General features: G+C 68.0%; 21 protein-coding genes. 13 read left to right on the top strand and 8 right to left on the bottom strand.

The window, feature by feature from the left end:
- The first annotated feature begins 56 nt into the window (after window positions 1-56).
- Both VG561_RS18935 and VG561_RS18930 read left to right on the top strand, forming a co-directional pair.
- Complete coding sequence (locus VG561_RS18935; protein ID WP_014648865.1) at window positions 57-611, top strand: hypothetical protein; 555 nt, start codon at window positions 57-59, stop codon at window positions 609-611.
- 301 nt (window positions 612-912) lie between these two features.
- Window positions 913-1,359, top strand: coding sequence for a universal stress protein (locus tag VG561_RS18930; RefSeq protein ID WP_005411629.1), 447 nt, complete (start codon window positions 913-915; stop codon window positions 1,357-1,359).
- 168 nt (window positions 1,360-1,527) lie between these two features.
- Here the strand turns inward: VG561_RS18930 and VG561_RS18925 are convergent, their stop codons facing one another.
- Window positions 1,528-1,812 carry a DUF2782 domain-containing protein gene (locus tag VG561_RS18925; RefSeq protein ID WP_014038952.1) on the bottom strand — a complete coding sequence of 95 codons (285 nt, stop codon included), beginning with the start codon at window positions 1,810-1,812 and terminating at the stop codon, window positions 1,528-1,530.
- A gap of 97 nt (window positions 1,813-1,909) precedes the next feature.
- On the opposite strand from VG561_RS18925, the gene polA reads away from it, so the two are divergent.
- A complete protein-coding gene (polA, locus tag VG561_RS18920) occupies window positions 1,910-4,684 on the top strand; it encodes a DNA polymerase I (protein WP_423179881.1) in 2,775 nt (924 codons plus the stop codon).
- A 366-nt stretch (window positions 4,685-5,050) separates the two neighbouring features.
- Window positions 5,051-5,530 (top strand): DUF421 domain-containing protein, encoded by a 480-nt coding sequence (locus tag VG561_RS18915; protein ID WP_014648862.1) that lies wholly within the window; start codon window positions 5,051-5,053, stop codon window positions 5,528-5,530.
- A gap of 44 nt (window positions 5,531-5,574) precedes the next feature.
- Here VG561_RS18915 and VG561_RS18910 read toward each other — a convergent pair whose 3' ends face one another.
- The 7 genes from VG561_RS18910 to VG561_RS18880 form a co-directional block, all read right to left on the bottom strand.
- A complete protein-coding gene (locus tag VG561_RS18910; protein ID WP_423179880.1) occupies window positions 5,575-7,095 on the bottom strand; it encodes a hypothetical protein in 1,521 nt (506 codons plus the stop codon).
- 96 nt (window positions 7,096-7,191) lie between these two features.
- Window positions 7,192-8,088, bottom strand: coding sequence for an oxygen-dependent coproporphyrinogen oxidase (gene hemF / locus VG561_RS18905; protein WP_014648860.1), 897 nt, complete (start codon window positions 8,086-8,088; stop codon window positions 7,192-7,194).
- Between the two features lie 53 nt (window positions 8,089-8,141).
- Window positions 8,142-9,755, bottom strand: a complete 1,614-nt coding sequence (locus VG561_RS18900) for a hypothetical protein (protein ID WP_423179879.1) — start codon at window positions 9,753-9,755, stop codon at window positions 8,142-8,144.
- Between the two features lie 37 nt (window positions 9,756-9,792).
- Entirely contained in the window at window positions 9,793-10,905 is a 1,113-nt protein-coding gene (locus tag VG561_RS18895) for a hypothetical protein (protein ID WP_346601589.1), read from the bottom strand.
- A gap of 34 nt (window positions 10,906-10,939) precedes the next feature.
- A complete protein-coding gene (locus tag VG561_RS18890; RefSeq protein WP_346601588.1) occupies window positions 10,940-11,500 on the bottom strand; it encodes a hypothetical protein in 561 nt (186 codons plus the stop codon).
- A 30-nt stretch (window positions 11,501-11,530) separates the two neighbouring features.
- A complete protein-coding gene (locus VG561_RS18885; protein ID WP_032960632.1) occupies window positions 11,531-11,950 on the bottom strand; it encodes an NUDIX hydrolase in 420 nt (139 codons plus the stop codon).
- Window positions 11,947-14,316, bottom strand: a complete 2,370-nt coding sequence (locus VG561_RS18880; RefSeq protein WP_169411216.1) for a prolyl oligopeptidase family serine peptidase — start codon at window positions 14,314-14,316, stop codon at window positions 11,947-11,949. Before VG561_RS18880 ends, VG561_RS18885 begins: the two co-directional genes overlap by 4 nt.
- A gap of 167 nt (window positions 14,317-14,483) precedes the next feature.
- Between VG561_RS18880 and VG561_RS18875 the strand changes: the two genes are divergently transcribed.
- The 9 genes from VG561_RS18875 to VG561_RS18835 all read left to right on the top strand — a co-directional run bounded on the left by VG561_RS18875 (window position 14,484) and on the right by VG561_RS18835 (window position 20,611).
- Window positions 14,484-14,813, top strand: coding sequence for a hypothetical protein (locus VG561_RS18875; protein WP_005411618.1), 330 nt, complete (start codon window positions 14,484-14,486; stop codon window positions 14,811-14,813).
- A gap of 36 nt (window positions 14,814-14,849) precedes the next feature.
- Window positions 14,850-15,503, top strand: coding sequence for an RNA polymerase sigma factor (locus VG561_RS18870; RefSeq protein ID WP_014648853.1), 654 nt, complete (start codon window positions 14,850-14,852; stop codon window positions 15,501-15,503).
- Complete coding sequence (locus VG561_RS18865) at window positions 15,500-15,715, top strand: hypothetical protein (protein ID WP_014648852.1); 216 nt, start codon at window positions 15,500-15,502, stop codon at window positions 15,713-15,715. The genes VG561_RS18870 and VG561_RS18865 overlap by 4 nt, the downstream gene beginning before the upstream one ends.
- Before the next feature lie 213 nt (window positions 15,716-15,928).
- Window positions 15,929-17,326, top strand: coding sequence for a cytochrome ubiquinol oxidase subunit I (locus VG561_RS18860; protein WP_032960628.1), 1,398 nt, complete (start codon window positions 15,929-15,931; stop codon window positions 17,324-17,326).
- A 1-nt stretch (window position 17,327) separates the two neighbouring features.
- The gene (gene cydB, locus VG561_RS18855) at window positions 17,328-18,341 is read left to right on the top strand and encodes a cytochrome d ubiquinol oxidase subunit II (protein ID WP_032960627.1); all 1,014 of its coding nucleotides are present in this window, start codon (window positions 17,328-17,330) and stop codon (window positions 18,339-18,341) included.
- 217 nt (window positions 18,342-18,558) lie between these two features.
- Entirely contained in the window at window positions 18,559-19,302 is a 744-nt protein-coding gene (locus VG561_RS18850; RefSeq protein WP_014648849.1) for a beta-ketoacyl synthase chain length factor, read from the top strand.
- On the top strand, window positions 19,295-20,092 hold the full coding sequence (locus tag VG561_RS18845; protein WP_014038937.1) for a lysophospholipid acyltransferase family protein: 798 nt from the start codon (window positions 19,295-19,297) through the stop codon (window positions 20,090-20,092). Before VG561_RS18850 ends, VG561_RS18845 begins: the two co-directional genes overlap by 8 nt.
- Window positions 20,079-20,336, top strand: a complete 258-nt coding sequence (locus VG561_RS18840; RefSeq protein ID WP_005411610.1) for a phosphopantetheine-binding protein — start codon at window positions 20,079-20,081, stop codon at window positions 20,334-20,336. The genes VG561_RS18845 and VG561_RS18840 overlap by 14 nt, the downstream gene beginning before the upstream one ends.
- A 17-nt stretch (window positions 20,337-20,353) precedes the next feature.
- Complete coding sequence (locus VG561_RS18835) at window positions 20,354-20,611, top strand: acyl carrier protein (RefSeq protein ID WP_005411609.1); 258 nt, start codon at window positions 20,354-20,356, stop codon at window positions 20,609-20,611.
- Window positions 20,612-20,633 lie beyond the last annotated feature (22 nt).

The following is a 20,633-nucleotide window of genomic DNA, read 5'->3' as shown; positions in this document are numbered from 1 at the left end:
CCGCCGCGCATCGCCCCGGCTCTACAATAGGTGGCACTTCTTCCAGGAACGCCCCCATGACCGAACCCACGCTGCACGTCACCGTGAAGTTGAACGCCCGGCTGCAGCCGGAGCACCGCCACGAACTGTTCGAGGATCCGCTCGACGCGCTGCTGCAGGCGGCCCAGGTGGGCGAGCTGACCGGCGGCGGCACCGCGATGTCCGACCTGGGTGAGGTCGAATACGGCGATATCGAAGTGGCACTGGTCGATGCCGCGGGCGTGCCGAAGCTGATCGACCTGCTGGAGCAGCTGGGTGCACCGAAGGGTTCGCAGATACAGGGCGCAGGCGAGGCCGATCGCAGCTTCGGCGTGACCGAAGGCCTGGGCATCTACCTGGATGGCCTGAACCTGCCGGACGAGGTCTACGAACAGTGCGATTCCAACCACGTGTTCGAGCAGCTGTCCGGGAACATCGACGGCCTGGGCGAGATCTGCAGCTGGTGGCAGGGCCCGACCGAGACCGCGCTGTACATGTACGGCCAATCGTTCGAGGCGATGCGCGATGCGATTGACGAGTTCGTGGCCAGCTACCCGCTGTGCCAGAACGCGCGCGTGGTGCAGATCGCCTGAGCGACGTTGTTGTAGAGCCGAAGGTAGCGGCAGGAGCCGCTGCCAACGTCGCTTGCGACGGCCCGAAGGGTGCCGGTCAGGACGACCGGCATAGCCCATGCTCGGCTGCTTTTCCCGCCAGAAGCAGCCGAGCACGGGCTCGGCTCTACAGAAGAGGGCGGGCCGAGCCTGTCCCCCGGACCACGTGACGGTGCGCACACGCCGCTGCGCGGCGCCGGATTGATCCTGCTCAAGGCGCCGCCTGCACATACGGTGTGCAATGGTGTCGTTCCCATCCGGCAGACCGCCACGGAGCCCCACCATGTACAAGCGCATCCTGATTGCCACTGACGGGTCCGAACTGGCCGACAAGGGCCTGGCCAAGGGCTTGGAGCTGGCCAAGGACCTCAACGCCGAGGTCGATATCGTCACTGTTTCCGAGCCGTGGGCCGTCGGCATGTACGACGCCATGGGCTGGAGCGTGGGCTACATGAACAGCCCCGAATACAAGGCCGACCGCGAGGAAGGCGCGCAGAAGGTGCTGCAGCCGGCGCTGGCCAAGGCCGCCGAGCAGGGCATCACCGCCAACCCGGTGCACGTGCTGGACCGCTATGCGGCCGACGGCATCATCGAGACCGCCGGCGAGCGCAACAGCGACCTGATCGTGATGACCTCGCACGGCCGCCGTGGCGTGACCCGTGTACTGCTGGGCAGCCAGACCGCCGAAGTGCTGGCACGCAGCACGCTGCCGGTGCTGGTCATCCGCTGATCCATACCCGCTGATTCAAGCGTTCCCGGGGAGGGGACCCGACGCCGGCCGCAGGATGCGCGCCGGCGTTGTTTTTTGTGGGGGATCGGGGCCGTGCCGGTGGCTTCGAGGGGGTCAGAGCCCTTTCCTGTGGAAAGGGATCCGACCCCGGTCACAACCCCGGTCACCTCACCAGCTGTACAGCTTCCAGTAGACCGGCGACACGCCGTCCTTGTCGTTGTCCATGCGGCCGTCGCCGTTCTTGTCGTACATGTAGAACGGGGCACCGCGCGACGGGGTCACCTTGACCATGCGCAGCTGGCCGGACACGCGGTATTCCTCGATGGTGTCACCGTTGTCCATGGTGCGCTTGGATACATCCGCGCCCTTGACGTCCACCGGGGGAGCGCCCGCGCCACCCATGCTGGCGCAGCCAGCGAGCAGGAGCAGGGAAGCCAGCATCAGGGTCTTCATCGGCGGGGCCTTTGCCTGGAAAGAGCCCTGATTATGCCCCATCGCGGTGTACGGGCCGTGTCGCCGCGGTGCAGGCACGGGCGCGTAGAATCGGCACATGAGCAGATTAGTCCTGATCGACGGGTCCAGTTACCTGTACCGCGCGTTCCACGCGCTGCCGCCCCTGTCCAATGCACAGGGTGAACCCACCGGCGCGCTGTTCGGCGTGGTCAACATGCTGCGTTCGACGCTGAAGGAGCGCCCGGCCTACGTCGCGTTCGTGGTCGACGCGCCGGGCAAGACCTTTCGTGACGACCTGTACGACCAGTACAAGGCCAACCGCCCGCCGATGCCCGATGAGCTGCGCAGCCAGGTCGAGCCGATGTGCCGCATCGTCGAAGCGCTGGGCATCAGCATCCTGCGCATCCCCGGCGTGGAAGCCGACGATGTGATCGGCACGCTGGCCCTTCAGGGCCTGGCGCAGGACCTGAAGGTGACCATTTCCACCGGCGACAAGGACTTCGCCCAGCTGGTGCGCCCGGGCATCGAGCTGGTCAACACCATGACCGGCAGCCGCATGGATTCGGATGCGGCGGTGATGGAGAAGTTCGGCGTGCGCGCCGACCAGATCATCGACCTGCTGGCGCTGATGGGCGACGCGGTCGACAACGTGCCGGGCGTGGAGAAGTGCGGGCCGAAGACCGCCGCCAAGTGGCTGGCCGAGTACCAGCACCTGGACGGCGTGATGGCGGCCGCGCCGGCCATGAAGGGCAAGATCGGCGAGAACCTGCGTGCCGCACTGGAGCGGCTGCCGCTGAACCGCGAGCTGGTGACCATCCGTACCGACGTGCAGCTGGACGCCAGCCCGACCACGCTGGCCCTGCGCGAGCAGGATGTGCCGGAGCTGACCGAGCTGTATACGCGCTATGGCTTCACCCAGGCGCTGAAGGAGCTGGGCGCGCCGGTGCCGGCACCGGTGGCCGCCAGCGAGGCGACCCCGAGCCTGCGCGGCACCGCCGCTGGCTTCGCCCGTGGCAGCGTCGAGGCGCCCGCCGCTGGCACGCTGGATCCGGCACTGTCCGCGCCGGGTGAGTACGAGACCGTGCTGACCGCCGAGCAGCTGCAGGCCTGGGTCGAACGCCTGCAGCAGGCCGAACTGATCAGCTTCGATACCGAGACCGATGCGCTGGACGCGATGCGCGCGCGCCTGGTGGGCATCAGCCTGGCCGTCGAGCCGGGCAGGGCGGCGTACATTCCGGTCGGCCACGATTACCCGGGTGCGCCGGCCCAGCTGCCCATGCAGCAGGTGCTGGACGCACTGCGCCCGGCGCTGCAGGACCCGGCGAAGAAGAAGCTGGGCCAGCATGGCAAGTACGACCTGCATGTGCTGCGCCGCCACGGCGTGGCGGTGCAGGGCTACCACGACGACACCATGCTCGAGAGCTTCGTGCTCAATTCCACCGCCACCCGCCACGACATGGATTCGCTGGCGCTGCGTTACCTGGGCTACAGCACCATCAAGTTCGAGGACGTGGCCGGCAAGGGCGCCAAGCAGATCCCGTTCTCGCAGGTGGGCATCGACGAAGCCAGCCGCTACGCCGCCGAGGACGCCGACATCACCCTGCGCCTGCACCACGCATTGCAGCCGCAGCTGCTGGCCGAGCCGGCGCTGGACGCCGTGTACCGCAACATCGAGATGCCGCTGGTGCCGGTGCTGGCCAGCATTGAAGCCAATGGCGTGCGGATCGACACCGACGAACTGCGCCGGCAGAGCCAGGACCTGTCCTCGCGCATGCTGGCCGCGCAGCAGAAGGCCACCGAGCTGGCCGGGCGCAGCTTCAACCTGGATTCGCCCAAGCAGCTGCAGGCGGTGCTGTTCGACGAGCTGAAGCTGCCGGCGGTGGTGAAGACCCCGAAGGGCCAGCCCAGTACCAATGAAGAGGCGCTGGAGGCGATTGCCGACCAGCATGAGCTGCCGCGGGTGATCCTGGACTACCGTGGGTTGGCCAAGCTGCGCAGCACCTACACCGACAAGCTGCCGGAGATGGTCAACCCGGACACCGGCCGGGTGCATACCAGCTACCACCAGTCCGGTGCCGCCACCGGCCGCCTGTCCTCGTCGGACCCGAACCTGCAGAACATCCCGATCCGCACCGAGGACGGCCGCCGCATCCGCCGCGCGTTCATCGCCCCGGAAGGCTTCCAGCTGCTGGCGGCCGACTATTCGCAGATCGAACTGCGGATCATGGCCCACCTGTCCGAGGACCCGGGCCTGGTGCGTGCCTTCGAGCAGGGCGCCGACGTACACCGTGCCACCGCCGCCGAGGTGTTCGGGCGCACGCTGGAGGAGGTGACCCCGAACGAGCGCCGCGCCGCCAAGGCCATCAACTTCGGCCTGATGTACGGCATGAGCGCCTTCGGCCTGGCCCGCAACCTGGGCATCGACCGTGGCCAGGCGCAGGACTACGTGGCGCTGTACTTCAGCCGCTACCCGGGCGTGCGCGACTTCATGGAGCGGATGCGCCAGCAGGCCCGTGACCAGGGCTACGTGGAAACCCTGTTCGGCCGTCGCCTGTACCTGAACGACATCCACGCCCGCAACCAGGGCCTGCGTGCCGGTGCTGAACGCGCGGCGATCAACGCGCCGATGCAGGGCACTGCCGCCGACATCATCAAGCGCGCGATGGTGGATGTGGACCAGTGGCTGCGTGACAGCGGGGCGCCGGCACGGATGATCCTGCAGGTGCACGATGAACTGGTGTTCGAAACCGAAAGCAGTTTCGTCGAGGACCTGCGTTTGCAGGTGGTGGAGCGCATGTCGCAAGCGGCCAAACTGCGGGTGCCACTGGTGGTCGACACGGGCGTCGGCAACAACTGGGACGAAGCGCACTGACGGTGTTTCAGGCCGAAAACGACGTGAATTTGTTCATGAGTCGGGTGTTTCTGACTCGACCATGAATGTTGCCCCTATTGAAATTCATTAAATGGGGCCCCTTCACGAACCGTTAGTGTTCGAAGTGCTTCTATAACTCCCGACAGGCGCAACGCCTGTTGTGGATCTCTCCCATCCCCTGGAGCAGATCTCGGAACGGGGACTCCTCCCCAAGTGCCCGTTCCCCGGCCCCGTTGACCTCCCCCTGGTCAGCGGGGCTTTTTATTGCGCGTACGGAACACACTGGGGGTCAGATCCCTTTACCCGCCGGGCAAAGGGATCTGACCCCAGGTGCTAGGCTGGGCCACCGTTCTGCAGGGGAAGACCATGCCCGACCTGTTCGCCCTGGCCATGCCGTGGTGGGAATTCATCCTGCGCGCGGTGGTGGTCTATGTCGTGGTGCTGGGCATGGTCCGGCTGGGCGGCAAGCGGGCTCTGGGGCAGATCACGCCTTTCGACGTGCTGCTGATCGTGCTGCTGGGCAACGCGGTGCAGAACGCGCTGCTGGGCACCGACACCTCGCTGGGCGGTGGCCTGCTGCTGGCGGCCACCCTGATCGTACTGAACTACGGGGTGGGCTGGTTGACCACCCGGAATCGGCGCATGGAGCGGATGATCGAAGGAGAGCCCACCGTGATCGCGCGTGATGGCCGGCTGTTGGAGGGCGTTCTCCGCCGCGAACTGATCAGCCGGGCCGATTTCGATGCCGCGCTGCGCCAACAGGGCGGCCTACGGATCGAGGACGTGCAGATCGCCCTGCTGGAGACGACCGGGCACATCACGATCATCGCGCGGAAGAGCACCTGACCTCGTAGCGCCGGGCCCATGCCCGGCTCAACAGGTGCCTGGCCTCAGGGAGCGGCTTCAGCCTTCAGCGCCGGCCAGTTGCGCGTCGCGTCCACATCGCAGGCGACGTGGGTGCCCTTGCCGTCCTTCGCGCAGATCGCCGCCATGGCCTGCGGAATCTTCGGACCCGCGGTATGCGCATACACCGCGGCCATTGCCAGGCAACCTTCGCGCACACCCGCGCTGCACAGCGTCTGGAAGTAGGACCGCGATGCGGCCCATTGTTCGTTTTTGAACAGTGCCTCGCCGGCAACCTTGCAGCCCAGCAGCTTGCCATCGGTGCAGCAGGCCTTGGCGCCGTCCTTGCGGTCCAGGGTCGGGCAGTCCAGCGGCAGGGGGATCTCCACGAAGGCCACCGGCGGTGCGCAGCTGGCATTGCCTGAGCCCGGCTTGCGCTCGTAGTAGGCGAAGCGGTTGCCGCCGTCGACGCTGGCCAGGTTTCCGTTCTTCAGCGGCTGCAGTACGAAGTCGCTGCCGACGTCGCGATGGATGAGGATGCGCCCGTCCTGCAGGCTCGCGCGCAGGCGCTGGTCGCGGCCCCCGGCTTCCACCAGGCCACCATCGAGGAAGCGCAGCTGCGAGAGCACGCCGTACTCCGCTTCATAGCTCCCACAGGGCAGCGCGGAAGCCGGCACCGGGGCCAGTGCAGCGGCCGGTACCGAGGCCAGTCGGGCAAGCGCCTCGGCGCGGCCGCAGGCCACGCCCTCCGCGCGCTGGGCGCACGACAGCTGCAGCGCCTCATGGGCCTGCAACAGGCGCCCACCACTCCACAGCGCCTCGGCAACGTCGGCGCAGAACGCCTCGCCGTGCTGCTGCCGGCACAGTGCGGCCAGTTCATCGAGCTGCGCGGACGGCAAGACAGGGTCGTTCGAATGCTGCAGGCCGAGCACGGCCTTGCCCATCATCTCGGCGCCGACCACCTCGGCGATCGCCCTGCAGCCCTCGGCATTGAACGACGCCGAATCCTCCTTGCAGATCTCCGGCATCGGCGGCTCGGAACGTGCAGGCGCCGGCGCTGCGTCCTTGGCCTGCCGCTGGTAGGTCTCCAGCAGCTGCATGCAGGCCGCGCCCACGCCTTCGGCGCACCAGGCATGCAGCTTCAGCGGTTCGGCTTCCGGCAACGCCTCCAGGCACTCGGAGGTGTTCATTACGCAGCCGCCCTCGATGGGCTCCGGCATCGTCTTGCAGGCGGCGGTGTGCTCGCGGGTGAATTCGCGATAGGGGGTGCTGATCGTGCGATCGTTGTCCGAGAAGTACCAGTTTTCCAGGCGGCCGGTGGACAGGTTGCCGGTGCCGAGCACGTCCTCCTGGCGGGCGATGCGCAGCTGCTCGGTGGCTTGGTAGGGGCCGGACAGGAAACCATGGCCTTCACTTTCGATGGTCAGCGTGGTGTTGCCGTCGACGTCCTTGTAGGTGCCGCAGGCCATCGATTGCGCGGCGGCCGGCAGGCTGGCCGAGGCCAATGCAAGCAACAGCAGGGAGCGCCAGCCCGCGGCGCGGGGGCGGAAGGGAACAGCAGCAGGCATGGGGTCATCCTTGAAGGAGGCAGTGCAGGGCCTGTCCGGCGCGGGGCGCACCACAGGCGTAAGAAGGCGCCACGGATCAGGCGTGGCGCCGGACGATCAGAGCCAGTCGCGTGGCACCAGGTAGTCGGCCAGGCGCGCCTCGGCGCTGCCCGCTTCCGGGGTGAAGCCGTACTCCCAGCGCACCCGCGGCGGCAGGCTCATCAGGATGCTTTCGCTGCGGCCACCGCTCTGCAGCCCGAACAGGGTGCCGCGGTCGTAGACCAGGTTGAACTCCACGTAGCGGCCGCGGCGGTACAGCTGGAACTCGCGTTCGCGCTCGCCATATGCGGCGTCCTTGCGCTGCTGCACGATCGGCAGGTAGGCGTCGAGGAAGCCATCACCGACTGCACGCAGATAAGCGAAATCGCGCTCGAAATCGCCGTGCAGGTCATCGAAGAACAGGCCGCCGACGCCGCGCGTTTCATTGCGATGGCGCAGGAAGAAGTATTCATCGCACCAGCGCTTGTGCGCGGCATAGCGCTCGTCGCCGAACGGTGTGCACAGGTCGCGGGCGACCTGGTGCCAATGCTGCACGTCCTCGTCGAACGGGTAGAACGGAGTCAGGTCGAAGCCGCCGCCGAACCAGCTGGCCACCACTTCGCCGTCGCGCTGCGCCTGGAAGAAGCGCACGTTGGCATGGGTGGTCGGCACGTAGGGATTGAGCGGGTGGAACACCAGCGACACGCCGGTGGCGCGCCAGGAGGCGCCGGCCAGTTCCGGGCGGTTGGCCGAGGCCGACGGCGGCAGGCGGCTGCCGGCCACGTCGGAGAAGCCGATGCCGGCCTGCTCGAACACCGCGCCGTCGCGCAGCACGCGGGTACGCCCGCCACCGCCCTCGGCCCGCTGCCACAGGTCTTCCTGGAAGCGGGCCTGGCCATCGACGGCCTCGATCGCCGCACAGATGCGGTCCTGCAGGTCGGTGAGGTAGGTGCGCACGCGCTCGAATTCGTTCATGGCGCTACTTTACCGCAGGGCCCGCCCGAAGCTGCGGGCAGGCCTTGGCCGGCTCATCGCTTGCGGTTGGAAGCGCGCGGCGCCGGAGTGTCCTCGGCCGTCGCTTCGTCCACCGCCTCCTGCAGGACACGGCCCAGCTCCAGGGCGCTCCAGTTTCCGGTGTCCAGCACGTCGCAGGCGACGTGGCGCCCGCTGCGGTCGGCGGCACACAGCCGCTCCAGCGTCGCATGGGCGTCGATGTCGCTGCTGCGGCCCTGCGCTGCGACCAGGTTTTCGCAGCCCTCGCGCACGCCGGCACGGCACACGGTGGTGTAGTGCTCTGCCGCCTGCCGCCACTGGCCGGACAGCGCAAGACGGTTGCCAAGAATGTTGCAGCCCTGCAGCTTGCCCTGCGCGCAGCAGGCTTCGGCACCGCCGCTGGCCAGCGCCTGCGGGCAGTCCTGCGGCAGCGGCAGCACCGTGTAGTGTTTCGGCGGGCTGCAGGTGCTCGCGCCCTCGCCGGTCGGCACGAACACCTGGAAGCGTGTCCACGTGTCCAGGCCCAGCAGCTGGCCCCCGGGCAACGGCCGCAGCACGAAGTCGCCGCCCTTGTCGTGGCGGATGCGGATGTCGCCGACTTCGACACGAGCACGCAGTTGGCTGTCCCAGCCGATGCCGACCCGTCCTGCATCGCCGAAGTCCAGCGTATCCATCAGGCCACCTGCCGCGCGGAAGGTGCCGCAGGGCAGCGCCGTAGCCGGCTGCGGCCGCAACGAGGCGCCCAGCGCCTGCAATGCAGGCAGGCGCTCGCAGGCGGCGCTTTCCTTACCGGGCGCGCACGCTGTGGTCAGTGCCTGCACCGCCTGCAAGGGGTCGTCGGATTCCCACGAGAGCTCGGCCACGCGGCTGCAGAAGCCGCCATGGCCGACCTGCTGGCACAACTGCAACAGCTGCTGGCGCTGCGCGGCCGGCACCACCACCGGCGTGGAGGGTGACAGCACGGAGCTCACGGCTTTGACCATCGCCGCACCCATCGCGGCCTTGACGATCTGCTCCTGCAGCGCCGGATCCGCTTCCAGCGCCGCTGCACAGGCCGGTGTCTCGTTGCTGAAGCCGCCATTCCGGCACGGCACAGGCAGTTCGATGCCGGCCAGTGCGGTATCGAGGATGGCCTGTTGCTGCGCCTCATCCGGCGTGGCCGGCGCCCTGGCCTCGTCATGCCAGCGATCGGCCAGCTGCAGGCACATGCCGGGCACGCCTTCCCGGCACCCTGCTTCCAGCGCGGCGGGGGGCGCTTCACGGCGGTTGTCCAGGCACGCCGCCGCATCGGCCAGGCAGCTGCCTTCAGCCGGCCTGGCTGCGGCGGCGCACTGTGCGGGGGCCTGCAGGATGTAGACCGTGCCATCCACCTCGACCGTGCGGCCACGATCGCGCACCTGCAACGCGCTGGGCAGGCCGTACTCCAGATTCACCAGTTGCAGCTTTCCGTCGATCTGCTGGAACGCGACCGGAGACGGCGCACTGCCGAAGTGCCTCTGCTCGCCGCGGTTCGGTGAGCTGATGCGCAGCGTGCTGCTGCCTTCGTCGGCCTTGAACAGGCCGCATTGCGGTGACTGTGCGGCGGCCATCGGCGCGGCCAGCAGCAGCGCCCAGGCCAGCCAGCGGCGGCGCGGTGCGGGTGAATGCATGTCGTCTCCTTGACGATCGAACGGGAAACTCCAGGCGCTACGGCGAACCACGGCCCTCGCGCGGGGGCGTGCATTGTGCCGTGCCGGGCACCGGCTGGTAGCGCTGGTAACCGGTCTGCGTATCCATGCCAAGCAGGTCGCCGTTGCCCAGCTGGCGCAGGACAAGGGTTTCGCCGTCCTGCTGCAGGTGGATGGCGCCGTCATACAGGCGGCCGCGCGTGCCGTCGCCGAAGTCGAGCCTGTCGACTTGGCCGCCCTCGGCCTGGTAGCGGCCACACGGCACCTGCCGGAGCGGCACCAGGCGTAGATCGGCGCCGAGTTCACGCAATGGCGCAATACGTTCGCAGGCACTGGCGCGCCCCGCATCGCAGATGACCTGCAGCGCCTGCACGGCCAGCGCGGGTTCCAGCGCGATCAACTGCTGCTCGGCAACCTCGGTGCAGAAGCGACCACCACGGTGTTGCAGGCACAGCTGCTGCAGACGATCACGTGCAGCGCCCGGAAGCGGCGAATCCAGCGCGTCTTCGTCTACCTGTTGCAGACGTTCGCCCAATTGCTGCATGGCGGCAGCCAGCGCATCACTGGTTTGCGTCTCGCAGGCCCCCGGATCATGCCCAGGTGTGGGTTCGCGGCAGATGCCCGGGCGCTCGAAGCGGGCCGGGCCGGTGTCATCGGCTACTGCTGCGCTGTCCTCGCGCAGTTGTCGCAGCAGCGTCGAGCAGCCTGCGCCAACGCCTTCGTTGCACGCGCGCAGGGCCTGGCCGGGTGAGGCCGTGGGCAGCTGAGCGATGCAGTGGCTACCAGCGGCGCGACAGCTGCCGTCCATCACGCTGGGCTCGATGGCGCAGGCGCGGGAGTGGCTCAGCGTGTAGGTCACCACGTCGTCCTCGATGCGCTGTCCATCGGCACTGATCCGGATCGGTTGCGCCACGCCATCGTCGAGCATGACCAACCGGGTCTGCGCCGCACTGCGATCGACCCATAGCGGCTCCCGTTCACGGATGTCGTTGTGGCGGTAGCCGCTGCTGGGGGTGGTGAACACGAGCGCCGTGCCGCCATCGGCGCTGCGGTATTCGCCACACTGCAACGCGTCGGCGCTGGCAGGCAGCGCGGCGAACAGCAGTGCGGGAAGAAGCATCAGCAAGCGCATGCGACAGTCCTTGTCGAACGGGGATCGGTAGAACTCAGTGGAAGCGCGAGCGCACATCCGGCCGCAGCAGGCGCCAGGCCAGCCAGCCCTGCAGGCCGAGAAGCACGAACGACATGCCGACCACGGTCAGCGTGATCAGCCAGCGTTTCAGCTGCAGCTCCTGCAGCAGGGCCGGGTCATTGGCCAGCAGCGGAATGAAGTCGCCCATGAACAGGTCCAGCCACCAGGCGGCCGCGAAGTTGGTCAGGCCACTCAGCAGCAGCAGTACCACGAAGCTCCACAGGCCCCAGCGCCGTTCGCGCAGCAGGCCCCAGCTGGATACGGTCGAGGCCAGGCACAACAGCGCGACGACCATCGATGCGGCTACCGGGTGCGCCAGCAGCCAGATCAGGCTGTGCAGCTTCTGGTGCTGCACTTCGCTTTCCACCAGGCGCCACAGCGCGAGGTTGTGCAACGGCCACAGCACCAGTCCCTGCAGCACGAAGTAGATCGTCAGCACCAGTGACAGCCAGAACGAGGCCTGTGCGACAGGACGCACCCAGGCGTGATAGGCCGGGGAAGGCAGCGAGGGGATCGACGGGATCGACATTGACATCCGATGTCCTTGCAGTCGGCGCCCGCCTGCTCAGCGGGCCGTCACCCGGGTGGCGACCGCCGGCAGGATATGGTGTTCGCTCAAGGGTGCCAAGGGCAGGCCATGCGGTGGTTGCAGCGGCACCCAGGCCAGTTCGGCAATTTCGGCGCACGCCTGTGGCGTACCGTCCACCTGCACCCACCAGGCCTGGGCCTGCACGCGGTGGCCGGGCTCGTTCACTGCCCAGTCCTCGAACGTGCCCAGTGCGATGGCGGCACCGGTGCACAGCTGCACGCCCAGTTCCTCGTGCAGTTCGCGGGCCAGCGCCTGCAGCGGTGCTTCGCCGGGTTCGGGCTTGCCACCGGGCTGGATGAAGCGGCGGGCACCGTGCTTGCGCACCAGCAGCGCCCGGCCGCGGTCATCCAGGATGACCGCGGCCACGATCCGGATCATGGCCGCGGCGTTGCTCACTTCAGGTTCTGCTCGAACAGCTTGAGGATGCGCTTGTACTGGTCCAGCCAGGAATCGGCACGCACGTACCCGTGGCGTTCCAGCGGGTACGGTGCGATCGACCAGTTGTCCTTGTGCAGTTCGATCAGGCGCTGGGTCAGGTTCACCGAGTCCTGGAAGAACACGTTGTCATCCATCATGCCGTGGGCGATCAGCAGGTTGTCCTGCAGATTCTGCGCGTACTCGATCGGCGAGGACACGCGGTACGCCTCCGGATCGATGTCCGGGGTGTTGAGGATGTTGCTGGTGTAGCCGTGGTTGTAGTTGTGCCAGTCGACCACCGGGCGCAGCGCGGCGCCGGCCTTGAACGTGCCCGGTGCACGGAACAGCGCCATGAAGGTCATGAAGCCGCCGTAGGAGCCGCCGTAGATGCCGGCGTGGTCACGGTCGCCCTGCTGGGTGTCGACCAGCCAGTCCAGGCCATCCTTGTAGTCTTCAAGTTCCGGGTGGCCCATGTTGCGGTAGATGGCCGTGCGCCAGTCGCGGCCGTAGCCCTCGCTGCCGCGGTAATCCATGTCCAGCACGATGTAGCCCTTCTGCACCAGCAGGTTGTGGAACATCTGCTCGCGGAAGTAGGCCGGGTAGCGCTGGTGCACGTTCTGCAGGTAGCCGGCGCCGTGCACGAACATCACGATCGGGTACTTCTTCCCCGGTTCCTTGTTTTCCGGCTCGTAGTACTTGGCCCAGACCACGCCGGCACCGTGCCTGGACGGTACCGCGACCAGCTTCGGCTGGATCCACTCACGCGCCTTGTAATCGGCGGTGCGGGTATCGGTCAGCACGCGTGCCTGGCCACCGGTGCTGGGCAGCACCGCCAGCTGCGGCGGCAGGTAGGCACCGGAGTAACGCACCAGCAGCTGCTGGCCATCCGGCGACAGCGAGAAATCCTCCACGCCATTGAGGCTGGTCAGCTCGCGTACCTGGCGGTTGCCGGTGTCGACCGCGCAGACTTCGTAGTCATGCGGCGCCTGCTGGTTGCACAGGAAATAGAAGCCCTTGCCATCGGCCGACGGCACCGGTGCCGAGGTTTCCCACTTGCCGCTGGTCAGCGCCTGCGGCTTGGCGGTGCCGGCCTGGGTGTACAGGTGCGAGAAGCCCGATTCCTCGGACAGCAGCCACAGCGTGCGGCCATCGGCCATCCAGCCGAAATCGTTGAAGCCCCAGTTGATCCAGGCGTTGTCGGTCAGGCGGTGGCGGTTCTGCACGCGGCCGTCGGCGGCGTTGACGCTGATGATCCAGCGGTCCTTGTTGTCGTTGGCACGCAGCATCACCGCGGCCTGCTGGCCGTCGGCGCTCCAGCGGATGCCGCCGCCCATGAAGTCGCTCATCACCTGCACGCTGCGCTCGCCCTTCAGCGCATCCTTGCCGGCCTTGCGGCGCAGCTCGGCCAGCGGGTCGGTGCTGATGCCCGGCAGGCTGGACAGCGAGACTTTCTCGGCCTTGCCGGTGCGCACGTCCACGTACCACAGGGTGTGTGGCTCGAAGCCGTTGCGGCCGACGCGGGTGCGGGTGTCCTCGGTTTCCTCGTAGCCCGATTCGGTCACGTACAGCGGCATCTTGCTGGTGCGGCCGTCGTCGAAGTCCTTCGGCTTGGTCACCACGATCAGGTGGGTCAGGTCCGGCGACAGCACGCTGTCACCGATCTCGACGTCGGCGCCCAGGTAGACCGGGCCCGGCGCACGGGTCGGGTCGGCCTGGCGCCAGCGCTGGTCCTGGTCCTTCAATGCCTCGCGCTGCTCGCGGTCGCGGCGCAGGGTTTCCAGCGTGCGCAGCTGCTGGTCGCGCAGCACGTCGGCCTTCGGCGGCGTACGCGGGTCCTTCTCGGCTTTCAGGCTGGCCACCTGCTGCACGCCGCTGGCGGCGGTCCAGTGGAACCAGTTCTGGCCGACGCGCCAGATCACGCCGTTGTCGGCGGCAAAGTTCACGTTGCCCGCGCGCTCGTTGCTGCGGGTGAGCTGGGTCAGCGCGCCGCTGCGCAGGTCGCGCACGAACACATCGCCATTGCGCACGAAGGCGCTGCGGCTGCGGCTGCGGTCGTAGACCGGCTCGGCCACGTCCAGGGTGCCGCGCTGGTCATCGGCCACCTGCGCGGCCACGCCACCGGCCACCGGCTGGCGGAAGGTATCGCGTACCGGGCTGCCGTTGCGCTTGAGCTGGTACTCCACCTGCTGGCTGTTCCACGACCACCAGGCCTTCTCGACCGGCGGACCGATCCAGTCCGGGTCGGCCATGGCCTGTTCGATGGTGATCGGCGTCGGCGCGGCATGCGCAGCCGGTGCGGCCAGCACGGCCGACAGCAGGAGGGACAGGGGCAGCACTCGGGACATGGGCGGACGGCACCAGTAGAGGAAACCGGGCAAGCGTAGCAGCCGCACGGGCCCGGGGCAGGGGCCACAGGTCATGGCAGCGGGATTGGCAAAGTGGTGCAACCGGTGGCCGGCCTCGCGCATCCATTCTCCTGAACCCGCATCATCCACCGAACAGGAGCCCGACCATGCAGGAACTGATCCCGATCACCCTCTTCATCTGCATCGCCTACGCGATCCATGCCATTGCCGATGCCCGCGCCCGCAGCAAGCTGGTGGCCCCGCACGTGCCGGAAGAAGTGATCCGCTCGCTGGCCGTGCTGGAAGAAGAGCGCCGCCGCCAGGGCGCGCTGCGCTGGGGCATCAGCCTGGTCTGCCTGGCGCTGGCCATGGCCCTGCTGGAAGCGATGGGTGCCCGTGACCTGACCTTCGGCGCCGCCGCCGCACTGGTCGGCAGCGCCGGCCTCGGCCAGCTGCTGGCCTGGCACTTCACCCGTCCTGCTGCGCGCAAGGGCTGAGGCAGGCGTGCCACGGGCACAGGGGGCGCCCCGTAGATGAGCCTGCTCGGCGAAGCGCTGTCGGCACTGCGGGGCCGTCGCCGCGAGGATACGGCGGCGACGGCGGCTCCCGCCAAAGCGCTGGACGCGGACCAGGCCCTGGTGCGGGCCATCATCGATGGCTCGCAGTCGGCCTTCGCGCAACTGGTTGAAGCCCACCAGCGCACCTGCGCGCATGTGATCGGACGCATGGTGGGCGACCGCGACCAGGTGGCTGACCTGCTGCAGGAAACCTTCCTGGCCGTGTTCCGCCAGCTGCACCGGTTCCGCTTTGAATCTTCGTTGCGTACCTGGGTTTCGCGGGTGGCCTACACCACTGCACTACAGCACCTGCGCCGGCGGCGGCTGGAGGCGCAATGGATGGTGGCGGTGGAGGTGCCGGAGGAACTGGGGATCGGCGATGAAGGCCCCGGGCCCGCCGAGTTGAGCGAGGCGCTGCAGGCCGGGCGCCAGCTCGGCGCGGCACTGGAACGGCTGAGCGCGCCGCAGCGCCTGATCGTCGGCCTGCATTACCTGGAGGATTTCGATCTGGCCGAGATCGAGCAGGTGACCGGATTGGCACGCGGTACCATCAAGAGCCACCTGCACCGCGCGCGCCAGGTCCTGAAGCAGGAACTGACGCGGCATGCCACTGCCGGAGAGCTGCTGTGAACCCACCCACCGATCCTCGCGATGCGGAAGCGCGCGTGCTGGCACAGGCGTTGCGCGAGCAGGCGCAGCAGGAAGCAACGCCGGATGTGAGCGAGGCGCTGCAGAAGCGCATTGCCGCTGAGTCGCGCGACGGTGGCGTGGGCTATGTGGTGGTGCAGGTGCTGTTGTTTGGCGCGCTGCTGGCTGCAGCGGCCTGGTATTTCTGGCTCTGAGGCGCCCTCCGGGCGGTGGGCCGTTCCAGTCGCCGTTGGTAGATGCCGACCTGGGTCGGCGTTTGGGCGTGTGTGCCAACCAAGGCTGGCAGCTACCAGAACGGTTGACCCCTGCGACAAAGTGAAGCAGCGCGTCACCCGGTCGCATCCCACCTTAACGAAATCCTCCTAAAGTGGTCCGGTATCCCACCGGTCGCAGGCAGGAGGCGTCCCTTGGACGCGTTGTTGTTGTCCCGGATCCAGTTCGGATTCGTCATCAGTTTCCACGTGCTGTTCCCGGCCTTCACCATCGGCACGGCCAGCTGGCTGGCCTTCATCGAATGGCGCTGGCTGCGCACGAAGTTGCCCGTGTGGCGCGAGCTGTATTTCTTCTGGCAGAAGATCTTCGCGGTGTCGTTCGGCATGGGCGTGGTCAGCGGCATCGTCATGGCCTTCCAGTTCGGCACCAACTGGCCGCGGCTGAGCGAGGTGGCCGGTACGGTCATCGGCCCGCTGCTGACCTACGAGGTGCTGACCGCGTTCTTCCTGGAAGCCAGCTTCCTCGGCGTGATGATGTTCGGCTGGGGCCGGGTCTCGCCGCGCCTGCATTTCCTGTCCACCTGCATGGTGGCGCTGGGCACGCTGTTCTCCACGTTCTGGATCCTGTCGTCCAACAGCTGGCTGCATACGCCTGCCGGCTACGAGATGGTCAACGGCATCGTGCATCCGGTGGACTGGTGGCAGGTGGTGTTCAACCCCTCGTTCCCGTACCGCCTGGCGCACATGGCGCTGGGCTCGTTCATCACCACCTGTTTCGTGATTGGTGGCGTCGGTGCGTGGTACCTGCGCAGGGGCACGCACGTGGAAGCGGGGCGGCGCATGCTGATCGCCGCCGTTGCATTCGCGGCATTGACCGTGCCGGTGCAGATCTTCGTCGGCGACATGCATGGCCTGAACACGCTCAAGCACCAGCCGATGAAGATCGCGGCGATGGAAGCGCACTGGCATGAAACCGAGGAAGGCGAGGGCGTGCCGCTGGTGGTGTTCGCGCTGCCGAACGAGAAGGAAGAGCGCAACGATTTCGAAGTGGCCATCCCGAAGCTGGGCAGCGTGATCCTCACCCACAGCCTGGACGGCACCTTCGACCCGCTGACCTCGGTACCGGCCAGCGAGCGGCCGCCGGTGACGCCGGTGTTCTTCGCCTTCCGCATCATGGTCGGGCTGGGCACGCTGATGCTGCTGTTGGCCTGGGTGTCAGCGTTCCAGCTGTGGCGCAGGAAGCTGCTGGATTCACCGTGGCTGCTGCGCGGATGGAACTGGATGCTGCCGAGTGGCTTCATCGCGCTGCTGTCCGGTTGGTTCGTCACCGAGATGGGGCGCCAGCCGTGGGTGGTGTACGGCGTGCTGCGCACCGCCGATGCGGTTGGCCCCCAGAGCGCGTGGATGACGGCGTTGTCGCTGGGCGTGTACGTGGTCGGCTACGCCTTCGTGTTCGGCTGGGGCATCTGGTACCTGGTGAAGATCCTGCGCCACGGGCCGCAGCCGTATGCCGAGGGGCCGTCGCTGGACCATGGCAGCCATACGCCGGCACGCCCGCTGTCGGCGGCCGACGAACCGCTGGAGGAGCGCTGACGTGGACCTGATGACCTGGCTGCCGGTGGCGTGGTTCGCGGTGATCGGCTTCGGCGTGCTGATGTACGTGGTGCTGGACGGCTTCGTGCTCGGCATCGGCATCCTGGCCCCGTTCGCCGAGGACGAGGAGCAGCTGGACCTGATGATGAACACCGCCGCGCCGATCTGGGACGGCAACGAGACCTGGCTGGTACTGGGCGGCGCCGGGCTGCTGGCGGCGTTCCCGAAAGCCTATGCGGTGCTGTTGTCGGCGCTGTACCTGCCGGTGCTGCTGCTGGTGGTGGCGCTGGTGTTCCGCGGCGTGGCGTTCGAGTTCCGCTTCAAGGCACATCGTTCGCGCCGGCTGTGGAGCGTGGGGTTCGGCCTGGGCTCGCTGCTGGCCACCTTTGCCCAGGGCGTGATCCTGGGCACGCTGGTGCAGGGCATCCCGCTGGTGGACGGTGCCTACCAGGGCGGCGCGTTCGCCTGGTTCAGCCCGTTCGCGATGCTGACCGGTGCCGCGCTGGTGGCCGGCTATGCGCTGCTGGGCAGCACCTGGCTGATCCTGAAGACGGAAGGGCGCGTGCAGGCGCTGGCGCGGCAGATGACCCGCCCGCTGGTGGTGGCGGTGATCGCGGCGATGGGCCTGGTGAGCAGCTGGCTGCCGTTCCTCGATTCGCGGTTGATGGACCGCTGGTTCAGCGACGGCAACTTCTGGTGGCTGTCGCCGGTCCCGCTGCTGACCCTGGCGGTGGCGGCCGCGCTGTGGCGCAGCGCGACCCATCCGCGCCGCGACCTGCCGCCGTTCCTGCTCAGCCTGGCCCTGTTCGTGCTCGGCTTCCTTGGCCTGGTGCTGGGCATGTGGCCCTACCTGCTGCCGCCGTCGATGACCCTGTGGCAGGCCGCCGCGCCGGCCTCCTCGCTGGGCTTCACCCTGGTCGGGCTGGTCATTCTGCTGCCGGTCATCCTCGGCTACACGGCGTGGTCGTACCGGGTGTTCCGCGGCAAGGTGCACGCCGACACCGGTTACCACTGATCGTTTGAATGCGGGGCCGGCCGGTGCCGGCCCCCGCGTTGGGGAATGTGAAACCTGCACACCCCGCGCAGGACGTGCTAGCGTGCGCTCCTTTCCGGCGGCCAGGGGGGCAGCCGGCGACGTCCTGGACGGACGCACGGCTGCAGGAATGGGGGGCCGCCGCGCGTCGCCGTAATGGCTCGTGCCTATCGTTCTCCCGTTGAAGCACCATCGCTAAATGATCGAATTCTCCATCGTCGACTGGGCCGCCTGGGCGCCCGGCCTGAGCGAGCGTAGCCAGTGGCTGGGCTGGGCCGATGCGCCGTATCCGCCGCAGGGCGAAGACACGCCGGCGTTGGCCGAGATCCCGGCGATGCAGCGCCGCCGCATCGAGCGGCTGGGCCGGATGGCGATCCAGGCTGCCTGCTGGTGCGAGGACGGGCAGGGCGCTGACAGCCAGGTGCCGCTGGTGTTCGCCAGCCGCCACGGCGACGTGGCCCGTTCGATGGACCTGCTGGGGGCGCTGGCCAGCGATCAGCCTCTGTCCCCCACCGGGTTCGGCCTGTCGGTGCACAACGCGATCGCGGCGCTGTACTCGATCGCCCGCGGCCACCGCGGCAACTACCTGGCGCTGGCCGCCGGCCAGGCCACGGTCGAGACCGCCTGCCTGGAGGCCGCCGGGCTGCTGGCCGATGGTGCCCGCGAAGTGCGGGTGGTGGTCTATGAGTCGCCGCTTCCTGAAATTTACGCGACGTTTGCCGACGAACCCGACCCGTTCTTTGCCTGGTGCTGGCGTTTGACCGCGCCGACAGCGGGCCAGCCGACCCTCTCGCTGCAATGGGAGGCGGCGCCGGAGGCCACCGCTACCGCCCCGGGCACGCTGCCGCACGCGCTGGACCTGCACCGCTTCCTGCTGTCTGGCGCGCCGGCGCTGGAGCACGTGGCCCAGGGCCAGCGCTGGCGCTGGGGACGCCGTGGCTGAGGCGCTGCGCCGCCTCGATCATGCCTGGCGGGTGTTCGGCACCGGCCTGAGCTTCGCCGCATTTGGCGTGGGCGGCCTGCTGCTGGGCGTGCTGGTGATGCCGGTGCTGCTGCTGATGCGCGACCCGGTGGTCCGCCGCCGCCGCGCCCGCCGCGTGGTCCAGGTCGCCTTTGCCAGCCACCTGCGCCTGATGCGTGCGCTGGGGGTGATGACCTACCAGATCGAGGGCGGGGAACGCCTGCAGCGCGACGGTTTGCTGGTACTGGCCAATCACCCGACCCTGATCGACGTGGTCTGCCTGATTTCGCTGCTGCCCAACGCCGATTGCGTGGTGAAGCGGGCCGTGGCCTGCAACCCGTTCATGCGCGGCCCGGTGCGGGCGGCCGGCTACATCGCCAACGATGACGGGGCCGGCCTGGTCGACGACTGCGTAGCGGCGGTGCATGCCGGCGGTACCCTGGTGATCTTCCCGGAGGGCACCCGCAGCGTGCCGGGCCAACCGCCGCGGCTGCAGCGCGGGGCCGCCAACATCGCCGTCCGCGGCCGGCTGGACATCACCCCGGTACGGATCACCTGCACCCCGCCCACGTTGACCAAGGGACAGAAGTGGTATCGTGTCCCCTCACGTCGCTTTCACGTTCGGCTGCAGATCGGCGAAGATATCCCGATCGCGCCCTTCCTGGCCGATGACGACTCGCCAAGGGGGGATGCCTTGGCAGCACGCCGCGTCACCGAGCACCTTTCTCGTTATTTCGACCTGTCTGGAGATCCGCCCCGTGCAAGCACTTGAGCACGAGATCAAGGAATTGATCATTTCCTCCCTTTCGCTGGAGGACATCACGCCGGAGGACATCGATCCGACCGCGCCGCTGTTCGTCGAGGGCCTCGGCCTGGATTCGATCGACGCGCTGGAACTGGGCCTGGCGCTGCAGAAGAAGTACGGTGTCAGCCTCTCGGCCGATTCAGAAGAAACCCGTCGCCATTTCTCCAGCGTGCGCGCGCTCGGCGAGTTCGTCGCCGCCCGCCAGTCGTAACGGCGCCAGGAATTGCCATGACCAAGAATGAACTGTTCGAACGCATCGTCAGCATCCTGACCGACAGCTTCGAGATCGAAACCGCCCGGATCACCCCCGAGGCCCGCCTGTACGACGACCTGGACATCGACAGCATCGATGCGGTCGACCTGATCGTGCAGCTCAAGCCGCTGCTCGGCCGCAATCTGCAGCCGGAAGCGTTCAAGGCCGTGCGCACCGTGCAGGACATCGTCGATGTCGTGCATGGACTGCTGCCGGACCAGGCAGCCGCCTGACCGCAGCGCCGGCGGCTTCGCC

This window comes from Stenotrophomonas sp. CASM110 (genome assembly GCF_049384345.1).
GTDB lineage: Bacteria > Pseudomonadota > Gammaproteobacteria > Xanthomonadales > Xanthomonadaceae > Stenotrophomonas > Stenotrophomonas muris.
Note: the sequence above shows the minus strand (reverse complement) of the source record. Positions and strands in the feature narration are given on the sequence as shown.